The sequence below is a fragment of the Nonomuraea sp. NPDC004354 genome (genome assembly GCF_053602555.1).
The window spans coordinates 43,714-63,555 of the sequence record NZ_JBSGDV010000015.1 but is presented as its reverse complement, the minus strand read 5'-3'; the positions used below and the strand labels follow the sequence as shown (position 1 = coordinate 63,555).

Sequence of the window (19,842 nt, the reverse complement as noted above, 5' to 3'; positions counted from 1 at the left end):
CCGGAGAGTGACCGCCCCGGCCCCGGTTTGAGTCTCCAGTGGGGGAGACAGCAAGCTGAGGGCATGGACAGCGACACGCTCTGTTCCATCGGAGAACTATCCCGCAGGACCGGCCTGACGGTGAAGACCGTCCGGTTCTACTCCCCGACAAGGGCATCGTCCGGCCGACCGACCGCAAGATCCAGACCCTCCGCTTGCGCCGTGCAGTACTTCGAGCAGTCGCCAGACGCGGCCCCACCACCATGGAGATGGACCTCATGCACCGACTCGCCACCCTTCCCCAGTCCGAGCGACGCCGGCTGGTAGCCGATTTCCTCGACGACGCCTTCAGCGGTCTCCACGCCAACCCCGAGTTCGTGACCCTGATGCGATCCGCCATGCCCGAACTCCCCGACGACCCGACGCCGGATCAGGTCGAGGCCTGGATGGAACTCGCCGAACTCTGCCAGAACGCGGACTTCCGTACCGCGCTGCGCCGCACGGCCGAGGACCAGGCCGAAGAGCCTCCCCGACACGACATCAGCGGCCTGCACGACGGCCTCGACCAGGTGATGCGTGAACGAATCGACGAAGCCGTCTCCGCCGGCATCCTCCAGGCCGCCGCCAGAACCGCACCCCCAACGGTCTCACTGGGCAGCCTCTACGCCGACGCGTTGGAGCGTGCCGACGACGGCGATCTGCGCCGCTGGCTCCTGGCCCACCTGCGGACAACCGCCCACCCGCACGCCGAGCGCTACTGGAAAACTGCTGGCGACGATCAACGGATGGCCCGCGTCGCCGACACTCGCCCCCCTTTACAGCTGGTTCACCACCGCTCTCCGCCACCAGCGATGACGTCGAACAACCCGCGCCGCCCCGAGGCCGGGCCCGGTCGCTCCTGACGCGACCGCGGCGGCACGCGGGCGACACAGACGATGTGGATCACGTCGTGGTGAAGATGCGGGCGAGCTGGTGGTCGATCACGGCGACGGCGTCCGCGGCAGACTGCTGTCCCAGCAGAACGCTCGGCTGAATCCCATAGGCGCCCGCCACCAGGAACGCCGCCTCGGCCGCGGCGTCGATCTCCCGGGGGACCTGGCCGGCCTCCTGCCCTTGACCGATCAGTCCGCTCACCAGGTTCTCCACCGCGCGCGGCGCGTCGCGGGCGACCTTGGCCAGAGCAGGGTCGGTCAGGAAGCGGACGAAGTAGGCGGCGTACACCAGGTGCCGGTTGCGCCGTTCCTCATCCAACGGGAGCAGTTCGAGCAGTACTCCCCGCACGATCGTGCGCGTGCCGGGCACTTCGCCGAGCATCGCGAGGCGCTCGCGGGCCCGTTGCTCGGCGTCGTCGTTGAGGATCTCCAGCGCGCCGAGCAGCAGCTGGTCGCGGGTGCCGAAGTAGTACTGCAGCAGCCGGGCGGAGACCCCGGCCTCCGTGGCGACCTGCCGCAAGGTGACGTCCTCGAGGCCACCGCGGGTGGCCAGACGCCAGACGGCTTCTGCGATCTGGCGGCGGCGCTGGCCGTGGTCCACCTGTCTAGGCATGTCATCCGTCCCTGGCGACTCGTTGTGGTGCGATCGTACCAAGACAGTGTTATGGTTCGATCGCACCATAAAACGCGGGCGTGGCCGCGCCCGCTGTCACGACCCTTCGGGGCGATGGGAGACAAAGCGCACATGAAGCACGTCACCGTGCTGATCATCGGCATGTTGCTGCTGGTCCTGGGAGCACAGGGTGCCATCCGATTGCTGGCCGATCACGACAACGCGGGCCTGCTCGCATGGCTGCCCGGCGGGTTCGCGGTATGGCTGGCGTGTTACACGATGGCCGCCGTCGCCGGGGCACTCCTGGCGGGCTGGGGCAGCAGGCAGGCCAAGCAGAGCGGGCGCGGCGCATGACCGGCCGGACACCGGCGACGGCCGTGGTCCTCGCCCTGCTGGCGAGCCTGTCGATGCTCGTGGCGGGCGGCACCCCCGCCCATGCCGGCGATACCTCAGGCCCGGTCGTCGTGACGGCGTCGGGCAAGCTCCAGGGCACGGACCAGAACGGAGTCCGCCGCTTTCGCGGCATCCCGTACGCCGCTCCGCCCACCGGGGAGCGGCGCTGGCAGCCACCCCAGCCGGCCGACTCCTGGGCCGGCACCCGCGACGCGACGACGGCAGGACCGGCGTGCATACAGCCGGAGGCACCTGACATGCCGAAGGGCACCCCGCGGAGCGAGGACTGTCTGACACTGGAGGTGACCACGCCCGCCCGGCCCGGCAAGGGACGGCCGGTCATGGTTTGGGTTCCCGGCGGCGGCTTCATCACCGGCGCCGGTTCGATCTACGACCCGGCACGGCTGGTCAGGGCCGGAGACGTCGTGGTCGTGACGGTCAACTACCGGCTCGGCGTGTTCGGCTTCTTCGCCCATCCCGAGCTCGGTGACAGCAGTAACTTCGGCCTGCAGGACCAGGTGGCGGCGCTGCGCTGGGTGCGCGCCAACATCGCCGCGTTCGGTGGCGACCCCGGCAAGGTCACGCTGGCCGGATCCTCCGCCGGCGCGATGAGCGCCTGCACCCTGATGACCTCACCGGCCGCCAGGGGCCTGTTCCACCGGGCGATCGTGCAAAGCGGATCGTGCCGTACCAGCCATCCGGCAGGAGCCATGGGCAAGGGCGTCAGCGCGATCTCCTCCTGGCACCCGATCAGCACGATCCAGGCCACCGGCCAGGCCCTGGCCAAGCAGCTGTCCTGCGCGGACGTGGCCTGCCTGCGCCACAAGAGAGCCGGCGAGCTGCTGCCGTACACCGCCTGGTTCCCGCTGCTCGCCTACGGCACCGGCATCGTCCCGCGGGAGCCGGCGAAGGTCTTCGCCGCAGGCGAGCAGGCGGCCATACCGCTGTTGCAGGGCAACACCCGCGACGAGCACGTCGAGTTCACCCTGGCCGGCTACCCGCGAGGCATCACCGCCCGCCAGTACCCGGCCATGCTCGAGACCGCGTTCGGACCGGCCGCCCCACGTGTCGAACGACGCTACCCGGCGCGACGCTTCCCCTCTCCCGCCGCGGCGGCCAGCCGCGTGTTCAGTGACAGCGGCTGGATCTGCCCCTCCTGGAAGTCGGGTCGCGAGCACGCGAGGAAGGCGTCCACCTACGTCTACGTCTTCGCTGACCCGTCGGCACCCACTCCCAGCGGAGCGCCCCTGCCCGCCCACGTCCGGCCCGCCACCGCGCACGGAGCCGAGACCTCCTACCTGTTCGACTTCCCCGACGCCCCGAAGCTCACCGCGGATCAACGGCGCCTGGCGGACCGGCTCGTCGGCTACTGGGCCCGGTTCGTCCGGACCGGCGACCCCAACGGGGCGGGCAGCCCGACGTGGCCTCGTCTCGGTGCCGCCGACGGCGCGCTCAACCTCGCTCCGGAGGCCGTCCGACCGGTCAACGCAAGGATCGCCCACCACTGCGATCTCTGGTTCTGACGGCCAGATCTCTCCGCCACGATGGTCCGCGCGCCGCGCTGGCCATCGTAAACATCACGCCGTGGAGCCCCGTCCAGCGCCTGCGCTGACGCGGCGTCACCAGGCGGGCTTCGTAGGCGGCGATGACAAGTCGGGCGCGGTCTCGGGCATGGCGGCCCGAGCAGCGTCTCCCCCGACGCGACCGCCCGGATCGGGCCGGGAGCCGGGGGCAGCGGGTGGCCGATCGTTCCCGCTTCGGCCTGGGCCACGACCAGCGGCAAGCCGCCGGTTCAGCCGACGACGGCGGTCGCGGGAACAGGCGCCCCAGTAGCCGGAAACAGGAGTTCCCGCATTCCCCGGAAAAAGTGCGGAGGCGACCGTATCGTTTCATCTCGCTGTGCAGTCGCATCACCACAGAGTGTCATCGCGCGAGCCAGGGGAGGGCCGCATGGTGGGGGCCTCAGGACGTCACGGCCCACCAGGGCCATATGCGGAGTTGGCGCAGGACAGGAGGTTCCGTCTTCTCAGGACACGGTTTCGCCGGCTGGCCATCGGCATCGTCGCCTCGTTCCTCGGCTGGTATTTCCTCTACATCTCGCTGTCGGTGTTCGCCCGCGACTTCATGGCCTCGCCGGCCATCGGCAACGTCAACGTCGCCCTGGTCCTGGGCGTGCTCCAGTTCGTCTCGACCTTCGTCCTGGCCTGGCGCTACACCCGCTACGCCCGCAAGATGCTCGACCCGCTGTCGGCGCAGCTGCGCCACGAGGCCGAGCTGCGGCAGGCCGAGCAGGAGCGGGCCGCGCAGCTGCTCGCCGAGCGCCGGCGCATCGAGAACTGGACCCCCTCGCCCCGGCACGGAAGGCGGCACCGATGACCGGGACCGCGTTGACGTTCGGCCTGTTCGTCCTGTTCATCGCCGTCACCCTGGTGGTCACCTTCTGGGCCAGGAGCAACACCAGGTCGGCCGAGGACTTCTACGCCGGCGGCAGGGCCTTCTCCGGCGCGCAGAACGGGCTTGCCCTGGCGGGCGACTACATGTCGGCGGCGTCGTTCCTGGGTATCGCGGGCATCATCGCGCTGTCGGGGTATGACGGCTTCCTCTACTCCATCGGCTTCCTGGTCGCGTGGCTGCTGACGCTGCTCCTGGTGGAGCTCATGCGCAACGCCGGCCGGTTCACGATGGCCGACGTGCTGTCCTACCGGGTACGGCGGCAGCCCAAGGTGCGCACCGCCGCGGTGGTCTCCACCGTCACCGTGTCGGTGTTCTACCTGCTGGCGCAGATGGTCGGCGCGGGCGCGCTGGTGTCGCTGCTGCTGGGGGTGTCGACCGACGCCGCCAAGGTGGCGACGATCGTGACCGTCGGCACGATGATGATCTTCTACGTGATGTTCGGCGGGATGAGGGGCACCACATGGGTGCAGATCATCAAGGCCGTGCTGCTGATGGCGGGCACGATCGTGCTGACGGTGCTGGTGCTGGGCCGGTTCGGGTTCAACCTCAGCGAGATGCTCGGCGCCGCCGCGAAGGCCAGCGGCGAGCCCGACTTCCTGCGGCCGGGCGCGAAGTTCGCCCAGGAGGTGGAGGGCGACCCGGTCAGGACGCTGCTGAACAAGCTCGACTTCATCAGCCTGGCCCTGGCACTGGTGCTCGGTACGGCGGGCCTGCCGCACATCGTCACGAGGTTCTTCACCGTGCCGGACGCCCGCACCGCCCGCGCCTCGGTCAACTGGGCGATCGGCCTGGTCGGCGTCTTCTACCTGATGACGCTCGCGCTGGGTTTCGGGGCGACGGCGCTGGTGGGCCAGGAGGCGATCCTGGCGCAGGACCCGTCGGGCAATACCGCCGCGCTGCAGCTGGCGCAGGTGCTCGGCGAGTTCGTCGGCGGCCCCATGGGTGGTGACCTGCTGCTGGCCTTCATCGGCGCCGTGGCCTTCGCGACGATCCTGGCGGTGGTGTCCGGGCTGGTGATGGCCTCCTCCACCTCGCTGGCCCACGACTACTTCGGCCACGTGCTGATGTTCGGACGGCCGCGCGAGTCGCAGGAGGTCGGGGTGGCCCGCTTCTCGGCCCTGGTGATCGGGCTGCTGGCGATCGGGCTCGCGGTGATCGCCCGCCAGCAGAACGTCGCGTTCCTGGTGGCCCTGGCGTTCGCGATGGCCGCCTCCGCCAACCTGCCGGCGATCGTGCTGTCGCTGTTCTGGAAGCGGTTCAATTCCACGGGCGTGGTGGCCGGGGTGTACGGCGGGCTGTCGGGGTCGGTGCTGCTGGTGGTCTTCTCCCCCGTCGTGTCGGGTAAGATCGACCCGGTCACGGGGGCCGGCCTGTCGCTCCTGCCCAAGGGCATCGACTTCGCCGTCTTCCCGATGGAGAACCCCGGCCTGGTGTCGATCCCCTTCGGCTTCCTGTGCGCTGTCGCCGGGGCGCTGCTCAGCAAGGAGAAGGCCGATCCCGACCGGTTCGACGAGCTGTCGGTCCGGTCGTTGACCGGAACGGGCGCCCATCGGGCCGCCACGCGCGGGACACGCCGCCAGTACTAGCCGCCTCGCCCGCCACGTTTTAGGTTCCCCTTGAGCGCTTACGATCAAGGGGGACCGTATGGCGGAACTGCCTGAGCACCTGCACCGGGCGTTCTTCCGGGCGATGTCCCTGCTCTCGCCCCGAGGGCAGGGCGTGTTCCTGCGCCGCTACTTCGACTGGTGGCATCGAACGCCCGACCCCTGGAAGCTCGGCACCGACGCCTACGAGCGGCGCAAGTACGACACGACGCTCGGCGAGGTGCCGCGCCTGCCGTACCGGAGGATTCTGGAGGTGGGGTGCGCCGAAGGGGTGTTCACCGACACGCTGGTGCGGCGCTTCCCCGAGGCGCGGGTGACGGGGATCGACATCTCGGCGCGGGCGCTGGACAGGGCCAGGCAGCGCGCGGCGCGGGCCCGCTTCGTGCACGCCGACCTCCTCAGCCATGGTCTCGAGGAGGAGTTCGACCTGGTGTTCTGCGCGGAGACGCTCTACTACATCGGCAGGGCCGACCGGCTGCGCAGAGCGTCGCGGCGGTTGACGGGGTTGCTCGCGGACGGCGGGGTGCTGGTCCTGGTGCATCCGTGGCCCGAGGCGAGGAGCCTGCACAGGTTCGCGGACGAGGACCCGGCCGTCTGGCTGATCGCCAGGCGGGTCGACACGGAGACCCACCGGCCTTTCGCGGTGGCGGTCTATCGGAAGCCTGACCAGGCAGCCGGAGAGGTGACCGCCTCACGTGAGGGCAACCGGCTGCCGGAGTGACCGTTGCCCGACCGTGGTGGCCCACCCGAGGCTCAGCGGCCGCCGGTGAACGGCGCCTCGCCCGGCTTCAGCGCGCGGAAGCGCAGGGCCGACCAGGTCTCGTCGATGGCGACCTGGCCGTTGGGGCGCAGGCCGTACTCGCCGGCGATCGGCCACAGGGTGTCGCGGTTGATGTCGGACTTGTTGGCCTTCGGGTAGGCGATCCAGACGGTGGCCGGCTTGGTGATGTCCTCGGCGTGCTTGCCGAGCACGTCGTGGACGGTGGCCGCGTCGTCGCCGAACACCAGCGCCACCCCCGCGTCCGCCGGGCTCGGGGTGCTCGTCACGCCGTCGGGCAGCGGGCCGACCAGGGCGAGACGGTCGGGGTCCGAGACCCACAGGGAGGTGCCCGGCTTGAGGAGCAGCTTCGCGGCGGTGGTCTTGGTGGTGGTCACTTCGTCTCCGTGGAGTAGGTGAGGGACAGGACGCCGGTCGTGAAGGTGGTGGAGGAGGTCAGGGCGAGCGGGATCTGGCCGGAGCCGTCGAACAGCCGCTGGCCCGAGCCGACGACGATCGGGTGCACCATCAGGTTGAGCTCGTCGAGCAGGCCGTGCTCCAGCAGGGAGCGGACGAGGGTGGGGCTGCCGCTCATCGCGATGGTGCCGCCCGGCTCCCGCTTCAGCTCGGTCAGCCGCTCGACGAAGGAGTCGCCGGGGATGAGCGTGGAGTTGTTCCAGTCGGCCGAGTCGAGGGTGGTGGAGACCACGTACTTCCGCACGCCGTTGATGAAGTCGGCGAACGGCTCGCCCTCGCCGGCCTTGGTCGGCCAGTAGGCGGCCCATTCCTGGTAGTTGACGCGGCCCATGAGCAGCGCGTCGGACTCGGACATCTGCGCGCCGATGGCGGCGCCCATCTCGTCGTTGAAGTAGGGGAAGTGCCACTTGTCGGGGGACTCGACGACGCCGTCGAGCGAGATGAAGAACGAAGCGACGATCTTGCGCATGCCTTGCTCCCTTGTTCCGGTGTGCTGTCAGCCTCTCACCGACAAATTTTTTTGTCAAGGCGGCCATCGGCTCGCCCGGCTGGACGCCCGGGCAGAGGAGCAAGACGGTGGCGGTGCCGGTGGAGCGCCTGTACGAGGCGTTCGTCGGCCAGGGCTGGCTGTCCGGAAATTTCGTGATCCGTACGGCTAACGCGCCGAAGTCGCTGCGCGCCGGCTGGGAGGACGGATCCACGAGGCTGGTGGTCGGCTTCACCGGCAAAGGAGAGGGCAAGTCCATGGTCGGCGTGGTGCACGAGAAGCTGCCCGACGCCGAGACGGCGGCTCGGATGAAGGCCTTCTGGCGCGAGCAGCTCGCGACGCTGGCCGCCTCGCTCACCGGGTGACCCACCGGGGCGAGCAAAGGGCCCGCAGACGCCGGACCGGACGAGCGCCCAGAACAGCGGGCCAACCAGACGAACAGCCAGGTCAGCGGCCTGCCGGGTGAGCGGCAGATCGGCGAGGCCTGCCGGGTGACCCGCAGGTCGGCAGGGCGTGCCAGGTGACCCGCAGGTCGGGGGGCCTGCCGGGCGAGCGGCAGGGCAGGCCGATCACGCGGGCGGGCGTCGCCTCAGCGCTTGACCGACCGCAGGACGACGAACTTGGGATCGCTGGCCACGACCTCACAGTTGCCGAACAGCCGGCGCAGCTTCACGTGGTAGCCGAGGTGCCGGTTGCCGATCACCCATAGCTCGCCGCCGCGGCGCAGCGCCGTACGGGATCCGGTGAACATCCGCCAGGCGGTGCCGTCGGTGGTCGCACGGTGGCTGTGGAAGGGCGGATTGGTGAGCACGAGGTCGGCCGAGCCTGCCTCGGCCCCCGTGAGGGCGTCGGAGACAACGAAGCGGGCGGGCGAGGAGGCGTTGGCGGCGAAGGTCGCCTCCGCGGAGGCGACCGCCTGGTACGACTCGTCGACGAACAGCACCTCGGCCGCCGGGTTGCGCAGCGCCATGGCCAGGCCGACCACGCCGTTGCCGCAGCCGAGGTCGACGATCCGTTCCGGCCCCCGGCTCTCCGGCAGGTTGCGCAGGAAGAACCTGGTGCCGATGTCGAGGCGGTCGGCGCAGAAGATGCCCGCGTGGTTGGTGACCGTGCGCCGCGAGAGATCGCCGACGTCGTCGGGGAGGGCGTAGCTCAGCGGCCACGGGCTCGGGGGCCTGGGCAGCGCGGGGTCTGGCGTGCAGAAGATGAGTCTGGCCTTCCGCTCGGCCAGCGAGGTCCTGGTGGGGCCGAGGAGGCGCTCGAAGGTCTTCAGCGTGGAGGTGTGGATCTCGGTGACCATGCCGGCGCCGACGACGACGGTGTCCGCGTGGACGGAGGGGGCCAGGCGGTGCAACTGGTCCTCCAGGAGCGCGAGACTCTTGGGCACGCGGACCAGCAGCACGTCGATCCGGCTGGGCGGGGTGTCCCTGGTGGACAGCAGGCGTACCTGGTCGGGGTCGACGCCGTTGCGCCCCAGGTTGGCCCTGGTGGCTTCCTGGGTGAGGTAGGAGTCGGTGATCTGGGTGGGCCGGTGGGCGGCCAGCGCCGTGGTGAGCGCGCCCCACCTGTCGCCGACCACGACCAGGCTGCCGTGGACGTCGCCGCCGAGGTGCCGCAGCAGGTACTCGTCGGCGGCGTCCCAGGCGCGCAGCTGGTCGCGCGGGTTGTCCGGGTAGCGGGTCAGGTGAAGCTCGTTCATCGCGCCCCCAGGGTAGCCGAGACGTCGGCACATGATTCGCCGGTGATCGTCCCGCGCCCTCTCTCTGTCCCGCTCGGCCTGTCCCGCTCGTCACCGGCGCTTCCCGCGGCTTGGGCGCCGCCATCGCGCGGCAACTGGCCGCCAGCGACTCGGCGATCGGCAACGGCTCGACGGTCGCCGACGGCCGGGCGGTCAGCAACGGCTCGACGGTCACCGACAGCCGGGCGGTCACCGACAAACACTGTTGGGGGCCGAGCGGGCTGAGCCATGGTCGGCGAGATCCGGGCGGGGGTGGCGTGCCGCGGCGTTTCCGGCGGACGTCACCGACGAGTCGGCGGTCGCGGGCCTCCTCGCCGGGGCCCCGACGCGTTCCTTCACTCCCCCGCCGCCCGCTTCGTCACCGGCGAGCGGATCGCGGTCAAGGGCGGCCACACGGTCGCCTGACATGCGAAGATCGTCGTGTGGAGCGCTTTCGGATAGGCGAGACGGCATTGGTGGTCACGGTTCCGGCGGCCGAACCCGTCGTCGGGCGCTGGCGGGAGCGCCACGACCCCTCCGCGGCCTACGGCGTGCCGGCGCACGTGACCGTGCTCACCCCGTTCCTGCCCCGCGACCTCGTGGACGCGCGGGTGGAGGCCGAGCTCGGGCGGCTGTTCGCCGCTTTCGCCCCGTTCGAGATCACCTTTCACGCCACCGGCCGGTTTCCGGGAGTGCTCTATCTCGCCCCTGAGCCGGACGAGCCGTTGCGCGCGCTCACCCTGGCCGTGTGGCGGCGCTGGCCCGAGGTGCCGCCGTACGGCGGGCGCTATCCGGACGTCGTCCCGCACCTGACGGTCGCCGACGGCCCGCCACCCGACGCCTGCGCTGAGATCGAGGCGGACCTGGTCGCGCGGCTGCCGTTCGTCTCCCGCGTGAGCGAGGTCGTGCTCCTGGCCTACGACGGTACGGCGTGGCGGCAGGAGGCGTCGTTCCCGCTGGGCGGCGCGGCCGGCGGCGATGACGACCCGCCGCGCTCGCCCGCCGAGGTGCGGAGCGTGCATGTGGAGGTGCGGAACGAGCACGCGGAGGGCCATGACGACCGGCGGACTTCCCGCACCGAGGCGCAGGGCGAGCACGCGGACGGCGATGACCACCGACCGAGTCCCCTCGCCGAGGTGCGGGGCGAGGCGGTGGACGGCGACTACGGGCGGCCGGGCTCGCTCGCCGAGGTGCTGGCCGACGTGGCCGCCGAGCGGGTCGCGCAGGACGTCATGTTCGGCGTCCAGGACCCCGCCGACGGCACGGGTCCCGAACGCACGGCCGCCGCCGACCGGGCGAAGGCCGACCTGGAGACGGCCAAGCGGGCCGGTGCGGTGACCTGGCGGCACATCCTGCACGAGGAGGTGCTGGAGGCCTTCGCCGAGAGCGACCCCGACCGGCTGCGCGCGGAGCTGATCCAGGTCGCGGCGGTGGCGGTCAAGTGGGCCCAGGCGCTCGGCGGCCGCGGTGCGACGCTTCCCCACCAGGTGAAGCGGGCCAGGTTCAAAGCGATCGTGGACGTGCACGTGCTGTTCGTCCGTGACGGGAAGGTGCTGCTGGGGCGCAGGGCCAACACCGGCTACGCCGACGGCCGCTGGCATCTGCCCTCGGGCCACCTCGAGGCCGGCGAGTCGGCGGTCGAGGCGGCGGCCAGGGAGGCGCGGGAGGAGGTCGGTGTCATCGTCGATCCCGGCGATCTGACCTTCGTCCACGCCATGCATCGTGCGCCCGATCGGGTGGGGCTGTTCTTCCGCGCCGAGCGGTGGCACGGCGAGCCGTACAACGCCGAGCCGGGCAAGTGCGGCGCGCTGGAGTGGCATCCGCTCGACCGGCTGCCCGACGGCATGGTGGCCTACCCGGCGGCCGCGCTGGCGGCGATCGGCGACGGCCGGCCTTTCGCCCAGTTCGGCTTCTGAAACCAGCTCGGTCTCCAAAACCGGGCGATCTCTGAAACCGGCCCGGCCGCTGAAACAGGCGCGGCTTTTCAACCTGGCGTGCTTTCTCAAACCGGCCCGGCCGCTGGAACAGGCTCGGCTTCTCGAACTGGCTCGGCTTTCAACCTGGCGTGCTTTCTGAAACCGGCCCGGCTGCTGAAGGGAGGGGCAGCCGCGCATGCGGGCGAACCCCGGGCGGAACTCCGGAGACAGGCCTTCGGCAGCAGGCCGCCGCTCGAAGGCCCCACCAAAGTACGGTCCTGCCGTGCCGAAGGTCGGCTTCGCCCGTCATCGCCTTGATCAGGCACGGGACGGCGGCTGAGACTCGGTCGCCATGGAAGAGATGCTGACCGAGGCCGCCCGCCGGCTGGGTGTCACCGGCGCGCAGGTCGCCGTGCTCGCCGACGGCGAGTTGCGTGAGGCCGCCACCGGGGTCGCCAACGCCGAGCTGGGCACGCCGATGGACGCCCGCACGCTGATCCAGATCGGTTCGACGACCAAGCTGCACACCGCGGTGCTGGTGATGACGCTGGTCGACGAGGGCGTGCTGGACCTGGACACGCCGGTGGTGCGCCATCTGCCGGAACTGCGGCTGTCCGACGCCGCCGCCACCGCGTCGGTGACGGCGCGTCACCTGCTGTCCATGACCAGCGGGATCGACAACGGGTTCTACGACGACCCGGCCGACTACCTGGCGACGCTGTCCGGGATGCGGATGCTGTTCGCCCCGGGCGACGGCTACTCCTACAGCAACGCCTCCACCGTCGTCTCGGGCGCGCTGGTCGCCCGGCTGACCGGGTCGAGCTGGGACGAGGCGTTGCGGCGCAGGGTGTTCGAGCCGCTGGGGCTGCGCGAGTGCCTGACGTTGTGGGAGGAGCTGCCGTATCACCGGGTCGCGGTCGGGCACGCGCCCGACGGTTCGGTGGTGCGGCCGTGGACGTTCTCGCGCGCCTCGGGGCCCGCGGGGAGCACGCTGTGCTCGACGGCCGCCGATCTGGCCAGGTTCGGCGAGCTGTTCGTGCGGGCGGGGGCCGGCGTGCTGTCGGCGGAGGCGTGCGCCGCCATGCAGGTGCCGCAGGTGTCGCTGCCGACCAGGCGGTTCGCCGACCGCTGGTGTCTGGGGCCCTACCAGCGCGATTTCGGCGGGGCGACCGTGCTCGGCCACAGCGGGACCAATCTGGGCGGTTCCTCGACGCTGCTGTGGGTGCCGTCCACCGGCGTGGTCGTCGCGGTGGTGTGCAACAGCCCGCATGCGGGTTACCCGCTGGCGGCCGCCGTGACCGCCGAACTGCTGGGAGCCGGTCCCGCCGACGTGGAGCCGGTGACGCGGCTCACCGCCGACGCGGGCCCGTACGAGGGCCGGTACGCCGCCTGCGACCTGCGCTACGAGGTGACCTCGGTGGAGGGGGTGCTGACGGTCACGCTGGAGGACGTGGCCTCGGGCGCCGTCAGCCCGCCGGTGGCGCTGCTGCCGCTGGACGAGCACCGGTTCCTGCCCGAGCAGGATCTGTCCGGCGGGCGGGGCTGGGATCTGGCGTTCGTGGTCCGGGACGGCCGGGCGGCGCGCCTGGTCAGCGGCGGTTTCGCCGCCCGCCGGATCGCGTGAGCTCAGCCTCGGCTGACCAGCCCGCCCGATCGCGTGAGCTCAGGCCCGGCTGGCCAGCCCGCCGGATCGGGTGAGCTCAGGCTCGGCTGACCAGCCCGGCGTCGTGGGCCAGCAGCGCGGCCTGGGTGCGGTTGGCGCAGCCGAGCTTGCCGAGCAGCCGTGACACGTAACCCTTGACCGTCGTCTCGCTGAGGTAGAGCCGGCTGCCCGTCTGGGAGTTGGACAGCCCTTCGGCCAGGCAGACCAGCACCTCGGTCTCGCGCTCGGTCAGGCCGTCCACCAGTCGCCTGGCGGCCCGTCTGGCGGGCTCGCCGGGGGCGAAGGCCGCCACCAACCGCCTGGTCAGGTCGGGCGAGACGACGGCGTGCCCGTCGGCGGCGACCCTGACGATGCCGGTCAGGTCCTCGGGGTCGGTGTCCTTGAGCAGGAAGCCGACCGCGCCCGCGCGCAGCGCCCGGACCGCGTACTCGTCCAGGTCGAACGTGGTCAGCATGATGATCTTCGGCGGGCGCGGGAGCCGGCAGGCGCGCTCGGTCGCGGTCAGGCCGTCGACGCCGGGCATCCTGATGTCCATCAGCACGACGTCCGGCGCCAGCCGGACGATCGCCTCGACGGCCTCGGCGCCGTCGTGCGCCTCGCCGACCACCTCGAGGTCGGCGGCGCGGGACAGGATCGCCCGCAGGTGGGCGCACACCATCCGCTCGTCGTCCACGAGCAGGACCCTGATCATCGGGCGCTTCCCCTCCCCTTTCCCGGCAGTTCTGCCGGCAGGTTTCCCGGGAGATTTCCCGGCAGTTTGGCCGGCAGTGTCGCCAGCACCTCGAATCCGCCTGTCTCGGTCGGCCCCGCGGCGAACGCGCCGCCGACCAGTTCCACCCGCTGCCGCAGGCCGAGCAGCCCGGTGCCGGACGACGGCAGGCCGAGGCGCATCGGCTCGGCGCGCGCCGGGTCGGCCGGGTGGTTGCGCACCTCGACGCGGACCCCGCCGTCCCGGGGGCTCAGCCAGACGGAGACCGGCGCGCCCGGCGCGTGCTTGCGCGCGTTCGTCAGCGCCTCCTGCACCACCCGGTAGGCGGTACGGCCGAGCGGTGCCGACAGCTCGATCTGCTCGTCCTGGCTCAGCGACACCGGCAGCCCCGACTCGGCGACCAGGCGGGACACGTCGAGCAGGGTCGGCGGCGGGGCGAGGTCGGCCGGCTGCCGGTCGTGCAGCACCCCGACGACCTCGCGCAATTCGCCGAGCGCGCGCCGGCCGGTGGCGCGCAGTTCCTCGGCGGCCGCGCGCACCTCGGGCGAGGGCGCGGCCATCCGCAGGGAGCCGGCCTGCAGCACCATGAGGCTGACGTGGTGGGTGACCACGTCGTGCATCTCGCGGGCCAGCCGCGTGCGTTCCTCCAGCCTGGCCTGCTCGACCAGCAGCCGCTGCTCGCGTTCGGCGCGTTCGGCCCGTTCGGCCAGCGCGGTGTTGAGCCGCCGCTGGGTGTCGGCGTAGAGGCCGAGCAGCGTCGCGGGGATCACCACCAGGCCGCAGATCGCGACGAGGTTCAGGGCCGTGGCGAGGTCGGGCGCCTCCCACAGGTGGGTCAGGACGAGCAGTGCCAGCCCGGCCACGGCCACGAGCAGCCGCCGGTCGCCGCGGTGGGCGCCGAGCGAGTACAGCGCGAACGGCATCGCCACCGGCACCTCGATGAAGCCGAGCGGGATCATCGCCAGCGCGACGGCGAGGGGGAAGTGCCGACGGCCCAGCAGCGCCGCCGCGGCCACGGCCTGCACCCACAGCCCCTGCCAGGGCACGTCGGGCACCAGCGCCATCGGCACCGCGCCGCTGATGGCCAGATCGCTGCCGACGCCCACCACACCCACGGCCGCGGCGAGCGCGACGTCCCCCGACAGCCTTCTGACCCGCGCGTTCATACCGCCACGCTACCGATCCGCGCAGGCCGGCCGGATCCGACGAAAGTAGGATGCCGGCGCCTACGATCCCCACGGGGCAGCCCCCCTTCGGCGCTCGTGCGGGCCTGCCGTGTCGCGTGATCCTCGATACGTGAACGATCTTCCAGGCGAACACGCCTCCCTGACCAGGCAGGACGCACGCGCGATCCTGGGCGTCACCGGCAAGGAGGGCGACACCGCTCCCCTGCTGCGCACGCTCAGGGAGCACGGCGTCGGCCTGTCGTTCCTGGTCGCGCTGACCGTGCTGGCCGTGGTGGACAACTTCCAGACCCAGGTGTTCGGCGTGCTCGCGCCCGAGATCGCCGCCTCGCTCGGGATGGACGCGGGCTCGCTGTCGGGAATCGTGGCCGCCCAGGGCGTGGCGACGGGGCTCGCCCCGTTCGCGGTGGCGGCGCTGCTGCGCCGCTACCCCCATCGGGTACGGCTGGCGGTGGGCACCGGGTTCGCCTGGAGCCTGACCACGCTGTTCACCGGGTCGGTGGCCGGGCCCGTCTCGCTGGCCGCGCTCATGCTGGTCAACGGGGCCACCACCGGCACGGTGGCGGTGCTGCATCCGCCGCTGCTCGTGGACGCCTACCCGCCGCCCGCCCGCATGCGGATCATGTCGCTGTACTCGGCCTCGTCGCCGCTGGCCGGCGTCCTGGCACCGCTGGTCGTGGCGGGGCTGGTGTCGTGGCTCGGCATGGACTGGCGGGCGGTGTTCGCGACGCTCGGCGGGCTGTCGCTGGCGGCCTGTCTGTACGCGCTGCGGCTGCGCGAGCCGGTGCTGGGCCGCTGGGACGTGGCCGAGCTTCAGGCCAGGTCGGGCAACGCCGTACCGGCCGCGGACGCGGCGACGCCGGAGTTCGGCGGCTTCGGGGCGGCGTTCGTGCGGACTCTGCGCATCCCGACCGTCCGCCGGATGTGCGTCGGCTTCACCGCGGTAGGGGCGCTGGCCGCGCCGTACGGGGTGGTGGTCTCGACCCTGCTGGAGCAGGAGTACGCGCTCACGCCCGGCCAGCGCGGGCTGTTCACCGGCGCCGCCGCGGCGGTGTCGATCGCGGCGCTGGCCGCCTTCGGGGCCAGGGCGGAGGCGGCCTACCGGGCGGGTCCTGCGCGGTTCATGGCGCTGTCGGGCGCGGCGCTGGCCGCGGCGGCCACGGCGTTCGCCCTGTCCGCGGTCGTGCCCGTGCTGTGGGTGATGCTGGCCCTGCTGGCGCTGGGCCAGGCCTTCCTCGCGGTGATCGGGCCGTGCCTGTTCATCGGCGCCCTCTCGGTCGTACGGCCCGCCGACCGCCCGCACGCCATGGCCGCGCTCGGCCTGATCATCGCGGCCGGCGGCCTGGTGGGCGCGGGGCTGCTGGCCCTGGCGACCGCCTTCCTCGACCTGCGCGGCGCGCTGCTGTTGCTGCTCGTCCCCGCGGTCCTCGGGTCGTGGTTCATCGCGACCATCCGCAAGACCCTCATGGGCGATCTCGACGCCCTCATCGACCATGCGATCGGAGAAACCACATGATCGACGCCTATCGCCGCGCCGAGGCGCTGCACGTCTCGCGGGAGGCGAAGCTCGTGCACCGCTCGGCCGTGACGCCCGTCTGGGAGGAGGACTCCTTCTGGTACCTGGTGACCACCCCCGAAGGCCCCCGCCAGGTCAGGGTCTTCCCCGAGCGGAAGGAGCGGGTGGAGGGCCCGGCGCCGGCCCCGGCCGGCGAGCCGGTGCTCCCGCCCGAGCTCACCGGTGCCCAGACCTCGCCCGACGGCCGCTTCACGGTGACCTGCGAGGCCGGCGACCTGCTGGTGAACGGTACGCGCGTCACCGGTGACGGCGAGCCTGGCCATGCCTACGGCCTGCCGAGCGACCAGAACCGGATGCCGATCGTCGCCACCCAGCAGGGCATGACCACTCCCCCGCTGCTGGTCTGGGCGCCCGACGGCCGCCGGTTCGTCACCCACCGCGTCGACCAGCGGCACGTGCCCACGCTGACGATCACGCAGTCGTGCCCCCCGGGCGGCGGCCGCCCGCTGGCGCACACGATGCACTACGAGATGCCCGGCGACCCGCTGCCGACGGTCACGCACGCGATCTTCGACGCGGAGACGGGCGAGCGGGTCGACGTCGCGCTCGAGCCGCTGCCCTTCACTCACGACGCCCCGCTCAACCTCGACCGGATCTGGTGGGAGGACGACGACACGCTGTGGCTGCTGCACTGCACCCGCGGCAACCGGGGCGCCGTGCTCCACCGCATCGACGCCAGGACCGGCCGGGCGCAGGTCGTCCTCGAGGAGCACGCCGAGACGGTGATGGCCACCGCCCCGACGATCGTCGTGCCGACCCTCGTGCGCACCCGCGGCGACGAGGTGCTGTGGTACTCCGACCGGTCGGGCTGGGGCCACCTCTACCTGTACCGGGGCGGCGAGCTCGCCAGCGCCGTCACCACCGGCGAATGGCTCGTCCGCGAGCTGCTCGAGGTCGACTGGACGGCCAGGCAGGTGCTGTTCCTGTCGGGCGGGCACGGGTCGAACCCCTACGACCGCCGCCTGTGCCGGGCGGACCTGGACGGGGGCGGGGTCACCGTGCTCACCCCCGAGGACGCCGACCACCAGGTCCACGTCTCCCCCGACGGCCGCTGGCTGGTCGACACCTACGCCACGCCCGGCACGCCGAGCGTCACCGTGCTGCGCGACGCCGCCGGAGCGCTCGTCATGGAGCTGGAGCAGGCCGACCTGAGCCTGCTGGAGAAGGCCGGCTGGCGGGCGCCCGAACGGTTCACCGCCAAGGCCGCCGACGGCGTCACCGACGTCCACGGGCTGCTGTTCCTGCCGGGCGACTTCGACCCGGGCAAGCGGTACCCCATCCTGGACTCGATCTACAACGGGCCGCAGATCACCCGGCAGCTGCGCACCACCCTGCGGGGCTACACGCTCGACCCGTGGCTGCTCGACCCGGCGGGCGGCGCGCCGTCGCTGGCCGCGCTCGGCATGGCGGTCGTGGTGCTCGACGGGCGCGGCACGCCGTACCGGGGCAAGGCCTTCCAGGACGTCTCCCACGGCGACCCGGCGGTGACGGCCGGGCTGGAGGACCACGTGGCGGCGATCACCCAGCTCGCCGCCGAGCGGCCTTACCTCGATCTGGAGCGGGTGGGGATCACCGGGCACTCAGGCGGCGGCGCGGCCACGGCCAGGGCGATGCTGACCCATCCCGGTTTCTTCCGCGTGGGCGTCGCCTCGGCGGGCGACTACGAGCACGACGGCTACTACGCCATCTGGGGCGAGACCTACCAGGGGCCGCCGCCCCAGGACTACGCCGCGGGCTCGATGCTGCCGCACGCCGGCGCGCTCGCCGGCAAGCTGCTGATCGTCTTCGGCGAGATGGACGACAACTGCCACCCCGGCCTGTCGCTGCGGCTGGTCAACGCGCTGGTCGAGGCCGATGCCGACTTCGAGATGCTCATGGTGCCCAACGCCGCCCACGGCTACCTGCACGCCGAGGCGCACGTGCTGCGCCGTACCTGGGACTTCCTTACCCGCCACCTGATCGGCGCGGAGCCGCCCGCCGGATACCGCATCGACCCGACCTTCGGAGCCGCCGCATGAGCACCGCCCTTCCTGACCTGCTCCCCGACCTGCAGGCCGACCTCGACGCGCTGGCCGGCGAGCACGGCGTCACCGGCGCGGTGCTCGCCTTCACCGACGGCCAGGAGGTGGCCGCGGCCGCGACGGGAGTCCTCAACACCCGCACGGGCCAGCCCGTCACGACCGGCTCGCTGTTCCAGATCGGCTCGGTCACCAAGGCGTGGACGGCGACCCTGGTGCTCCAGCTCGTCGGCGAGGGGCGGCTCGACCTCGACCAGACCGCGCAGTCGGTGCTGCCCGCGCTCGTGCTGCCCGAGCCGGTGACGATCCGGCAGTTGCTGGCGCACACCGGCGGGTTCGAGGGGGATGTCTTCGTCGACACCGGCCGGGGTGACGACGCGATCGAGAAGCTGGTCGCGCTGCTCGGCGAGGTGCCGCAGCTGTCGCCGCCCGGCGCGATCTGGTCCTACAACAACGCTGGGTACGTCGTCCTCGGACGTGTCGTCGAGGTCCTGCGCGGCCTGCCGTTCAACGCGGCGCTGCGCGCGCACCTGATCGGCCCGCTGGGCCTGACGCACACCGCCACCAGCGCCGACGAGGCCATCCTGTACGGCACGGCGGTCGGGCACGCCGCCGGCGAGCCGGTCTCGACCTGGTCGCTGATGCGCTCGAACGACCCGGCGGGGGCGAGCCTGGCGATGACCGCGGGAGATCTGCTGACCTTCGCCCGCGCGCATCTGGCCGACGGCGCGCAGGTGCTGCCCGCGAAGCTGTCCAGGATGATGCGGGAGCCGCAGGTCGCCCTTCCCGACCTCGGCCGGCCCTCCAGCTGGGGGCTCGGCTGGGAACTGCAGGAATGGGCGGGCGGCACGGTCGTCGGGCACGACGGCTCCACCCCCGGCCAGGCCGCCACGCTGAAGCTCGTGCCGGAGGCGGGGGTGGCCGCGGTGCTGCTGACCAACGGCGGCGACCCCGACCCGCTGGTGGCCGAGCTGCTGACACCCGTGCTCGGCCGCCTGGCCGGGGTGAGCGCGCCGCCGCCGGTGAAGCCGCCCGTGCCGCCGCTCCCCTTCGACGTCGACCGCTACGCCGGGCGCTACGTCTCGGACGTGACGGCGTGGGAGGTCACCGGCGACGCCGAGGGCCGGCTGTGGGTGACCGTCACGCCGCTCGGCGTGATGGCCGAGCACGGCGCGCCGCAGACCTTCGAGCTGGCCAGGCTGCGCGGCGACACGTTCGTGTTCGCGGAGGCCAGGGGCGGGGTGCACGCGGCCGTCGCGTTCGTCGGCGACGGCGACGGCGGGCGGGCCGGCTACCTGCACACCGGGCGGCTGAACGTCCGCGATTCCCTGTGAGGAATTGTCGGTGTTCCCCGCGATCCGCA

At 72.2% G+C, this 19,842-nt stretch carries 18 protein-coding genes; 12 read left to right on the top strand and 6 right to left on the bottom strand.

Going from position 1 to position 19,842, the window contains the following annotated elements:
- Positions 1-248: 248 nt before the first annotated feature.
- On the top strand, positions 249-881 hold the full coding sequence (locus tag ACWENQ_RS32605) for a hypothetical protein (protein WP_452417640.1): 633 nt from the start codon (positions 249-251) through the stop codon (positions 879-881).
- 40 nt (positions 882-921) lie between these two features.
- Here ACWENQ_RS32605 and ACWENQ_RS32600 read toward each other — a convergent pair whose 3' ends face one another.
- Positions 922-1,524 (bottom strand): TetR/AcrR family transcriptional regulator, encoded by a 603-nt coding sequence (locus tag ACWENQ_RS32600; protein WP_452417639.1) that lies wholly within the window; start codon positions 1,522-1,524, stop codon positions 922-924.
- A gap of 132 nt (positions 1,525-1,656) precedes the next feature.
- Between ACWENQ_RS32600 and ACWENQ_RS32595 the strand changes: the two genes are divergently transcribed.
- The 5 genes from ACWENQ_RS32595 (at position 1,657) to ACWENQ_RS32575 (ending at position 6,696) form a co-directional block, all read left to right on the top strand.
- Positions 1,657-1,878: a hypothetical protein gene (locus ACWENQ_RS32595; protein ID WP_449928176.1), complete on the top strand. Its 222-nt coding sequence runs from the start codon at positions 1,657-1,659 to the stop codon at positions 1,876-1,878.
- A complete protein-coding gene (locus ACWENQ_RS32590) occupies positions 1,875-3,440 on the top strand; it encodes a carboxylesterase/lipase family protein (protein ID WP_452417637.1) in 1,566 nt (521 codons plus the stop codon). Before ACWENQ_RS32595 ends, ACWENQ_RS32590 begins: the two co-directional genes overlap by 4 nt.
- Before the next feature lie 475 nt (positions 3,441-3,915).
- On the top strand, positions 3,916-4,293 hold the full coding sequence (locus tag ACWENQ_RS32585) for a DUF485 domain-containing protein (protein ID WP_354912749.1): 378 nt from the start codon (positions 3,916-3,918) through the stop codon (positions 4,291-4,293).
- Positions 4,290-5,957, top strand: a complete 1,668-nt coding sequence (locus ACWENQ_RS32580) for a solute symporter family protein (RefSeq protein WP_449928178.1) — start codon at positions 4,290-4,292, stop codon at positions 5,955-5,957. Before ACWENQ_RS32585 ends, ACWENQ_RS32580 begins: the two co-directional genes overlap by 4 nt.
- A gap of 58 nt (positions 5,958-6,015) precedes the next feature.
- Positions 6,016-6,696: a class I SAM-dependent methyltransferase gene (locus ACWENQ_RS32575; protein ID WP_452417636.1), complete on the top strand. Its 681-nt coding sequence runs from the start codon at positions 6,016-6,018 to the stop codon at positions 6,694-6,696.
- Positions 6,697-6,728: 32 nt separating this feature from the next.
- Here the strand turns inward: ACWENQ_RS32575 and ACWENQ_RS32570 are convergent, their stop codons facing one another.
- Positions 6,729-7,130, bottom strand: a complete 402-nt coding sequence (locus ACWENQ_RS32570; protein ID WP_354912755.1) for a hypothetical protein — start codon at positions 7,128-7,130, stop codon at positions 6,729-6,731.
- Positions 7,127-7,678 carry a dihydrofolate reductase family protein gene (locus ACWENQ_RS32565; RefSeq protein WP_452417634.1) on the bottom strand — a complete coding sequence of 184 codons (552 nt, stop codon included), beginning with the start codon at positions 7,676-7,678 and terminating at the stop codon, positions 7,127-7,129. Before ACWENQ_RS32565 ends, ACWENQ_RS32570 begins: the two co-directional genes overlap by 4 nt.
- 107 nt (positions 7,679-7,785) lie before the next feature.
- Between ACWENQ_RS32565 and ACWENQ_RS32560 the strand changes: the two genes are divergently transcribed.
- A complete protein-coding gene (locus ACWENQ_RS32560) occupies positions 7,786-8,061 on the top strand; it encodes a hypothetical protein (protein ID WP_452417633.1) in 276 nt (91 codons plus the stop codon).
- A 224-nt stretch (positions 8,062-8,285) separates the two neighbouring features.
- Here the strand turns inward: ACWENQ_RS32560 and ACWENQ_RS32555 are convergent, their stop codons facing one another.
- Positions 8,286-9,395, bottom strand: a complete 1,110-nt coding sequence (locus ACWENQ_RS32555; RefSeq protein WP_449928187.1) for a methyltransferase — start codon at positions 9,393-9,395, stop codon at positions 8,286-8,288.
- Between the two features lie 461 nt (positions 9,396-9,856).
- On the opposite strand from ACWENQ_RS32555, the gene ACWENQ_RS32550 reads away from it, so the two are divergent.
- Together ACWENQ_RS32550 and ACWENQ_RS32545 are read left to right on the top strand one after the other, a co-directional pair.
- Positions 9,857-11,329, top strand: a complete 1,473-nt coding sequence (locus ACWENQ_RS32550; RefSeq protein ID WP_449928189.1) for a 2'-5' RNA ligase family protein — start codon at positions 9,857-9,859, stop codon at positions 11,327-11,329.
- A 352-nt stretch (positions 11,330-11,681) separates the two neighbouring features.
- Entirely contained in the window at positions 11,682-12,953 is a 1,272-nt protein-coding gene (locus ACWENQ_RS32545; protein ID WP_449928191.1) for a serine hydrolase domain-containing protein, read from the top strand.
- A 76-nt stretch (positions 12,954-13,029) separates the two neighbouring features.
- Here the strand turns inward: ACWENQ_RS32545 and ACWENQ_RS32540 are convergent, their stop codons facing one another.
- Positions 13,030-13,683, bottom strand: a complete 654-nt coding sequence (locus ACWENQ_RS32540; protein WP_449928193.1) for a response regulator — start codon at positions 13,681-13,683, stop codon at positions 13,030-13,032.
- A complete protein-coding gene (locus tag ACWENQ_RS32535) occupies positions 13,680-14,867 on the bottom strand; it encodes a sensor histidine kinase (RefSeq protein WP_452417632.1) in 1,188 nt (395 codons plus the stop codon). The genes ACWENQ_RS32540 and ACWENQ_RS32535 overlap by 4 nt, the downstream gene beginning before the upstream one ends.
- Positions 14,868-14,997: 130 nt before the next feature.
- Here ACWENQ_RS32535 and ACWENQ_RS32530 point away from each other — a divergent pair, with 130 nt between their 5' ends.
- The 3 genes from ACWENQ_RS32530 to ACWENQ_RS32520 are packed head-to-tail and all read left to right on the top strand — an operon-like array spanning position 14,998 to position 19,813.
- The gene (locus tag ACWENQ_RS32530) at positions 14,998-16,401 is read left to right on the top strand and encodes an MFS transporter (protein WP_452417630.1); all 1,404 of its coding nucleotides are present in this window, start codon (positions 14,998-15,000) and stop codon (positions 16,399-16,401) included.
- Positions 16,398-18,479, top strand: a complete 2,082-nt coding sequence (locus tag ACWENQ_RS32525) for a DPP IV N-terminal domain-containing protein (protein WP_449928199.1) — start codon at positions 16,398-16,400, stop codon at positions 18,477-18,479. The genes ACWENQ_RS32530 and ACWENQ_RS32525 overlap by 4 nt, the downstream gene beginning before the upstream one ends.
- Positions 18,476-19,813: a serine hydrolase domain-containing protein gene (locus tag ACWENQ_RS32520; RefSeq protein ID WP_452417629.1), complete on the top strand. Its 1,338-nt coding sequence runs from the start codon at positions 18,476-18,478 to the stop codon at positions 19,811-19,813. Before ACWENQ_RS32525 ends, ACWENQ_RS32520 begins: the two co-directional genes overlap by 4 nt.
- Positions 19,814-19,842: the final 29 nt, after the last annotated feature.

Excerpts from the sequence above, each read along its gene's own strand:
- ACWENQ_RS32605 (WP_452417640.1), top strand. The coding sequence starts at position 249 with ATGGACCTCATGCACCGACTCGCCACCCTTCCCCAGTCCGAGCGACGC.
- ACWENQ_RS32600 (WP_452417639.1), bottom strand. The coding sequence starts at position 1,524 with ATGCCTAGACAGGTGGACCACGGCCAGCGCCGCCGCCAGATCGCAGAA.
- ACWENQ_RS32595 (WP_449928176.1), top strand. The coding sequence starts at position 1,657 with ATGAAGCACGTCACCGTGCTGATCATCGGCATGTTGCTGCTGGTCCTG.
- ACWENQ_RS32590 (WP_452417637.1), top strand. The coding sequence starts at position 1,875 with ATGACCGGCCGGACACCGGCGACGGCCGTGGTCCTCGCCCTGCTGGCG.
- ACWENQ_RS32580 (WP_449928178.1), top strand. The coding sequence starts at position 4,290 with ATGACCGGGACCGCGTTGACGTTCGGCCTGTTCGTCCTGTTCATCGCC.
- ACWENQ_RS32575 (WP_452417636.1), top strand. The coding sequence starts at position 6,016 with ATGGCGGAACTGCCTGAGCACCTGCACCGGGCGTTCTTCCGGGCGATG.
- ACWENQ_RS32565 (WP_452417634.1), bottom strand. The coding sequence starts at position 7,678 with ATGCGCAAGATCGTCGCTTCGTTCTTCATCTCGCTCGACGGCGTCGTC.
- ACWENQ_RS32555 (WP_449928187.1), bottom strand. The coding sequence starts at position 9,395 with ATGAACGAGCTTCACCTGACCCGCTACCCGGACAACCCGCGCGACCAG.
- ACWENQ_RS32545 (WP_449928191.1), top strand. The coding sequence starts at position 11,682 with ATGGAAGAGATGCTGACCGAGGCCGCCCGCCGGCTGGGTGTCACCGGC.
- ACWENQ_RS32540 (WP_449928193.1), bottom strand. The coding sequence starts at position 13,683 with ATGATCAGGGTCCTGCTCGTGGACGACGAGCGGATGGTGTGCGCCCAC.
- ACWENQ_RS32535 (WP_452417632.1), bottom strand. The coding sequence starts at position 14,867 with ATGAACGCGCGGGTCAGAAGGCTGTCGGGGGACGTCGCGCTCGCCGCG.
- ACWENQ_RS32525 (WP_449928199.1), top strand. The coding sequence starts at position 16,398 with ATGATCGACGCCTATCGCCGCGCCGAGGCGCTGCACGTCTCGCGGGAG.
- ACWENQ_RS32520 (WP_452417629.1), top strand. The coding sequence starts at position 18,476 with ATGAGCACCGCCCTTCCTGACCTGCTCCCCGACCTGCAGGCCGACCTC.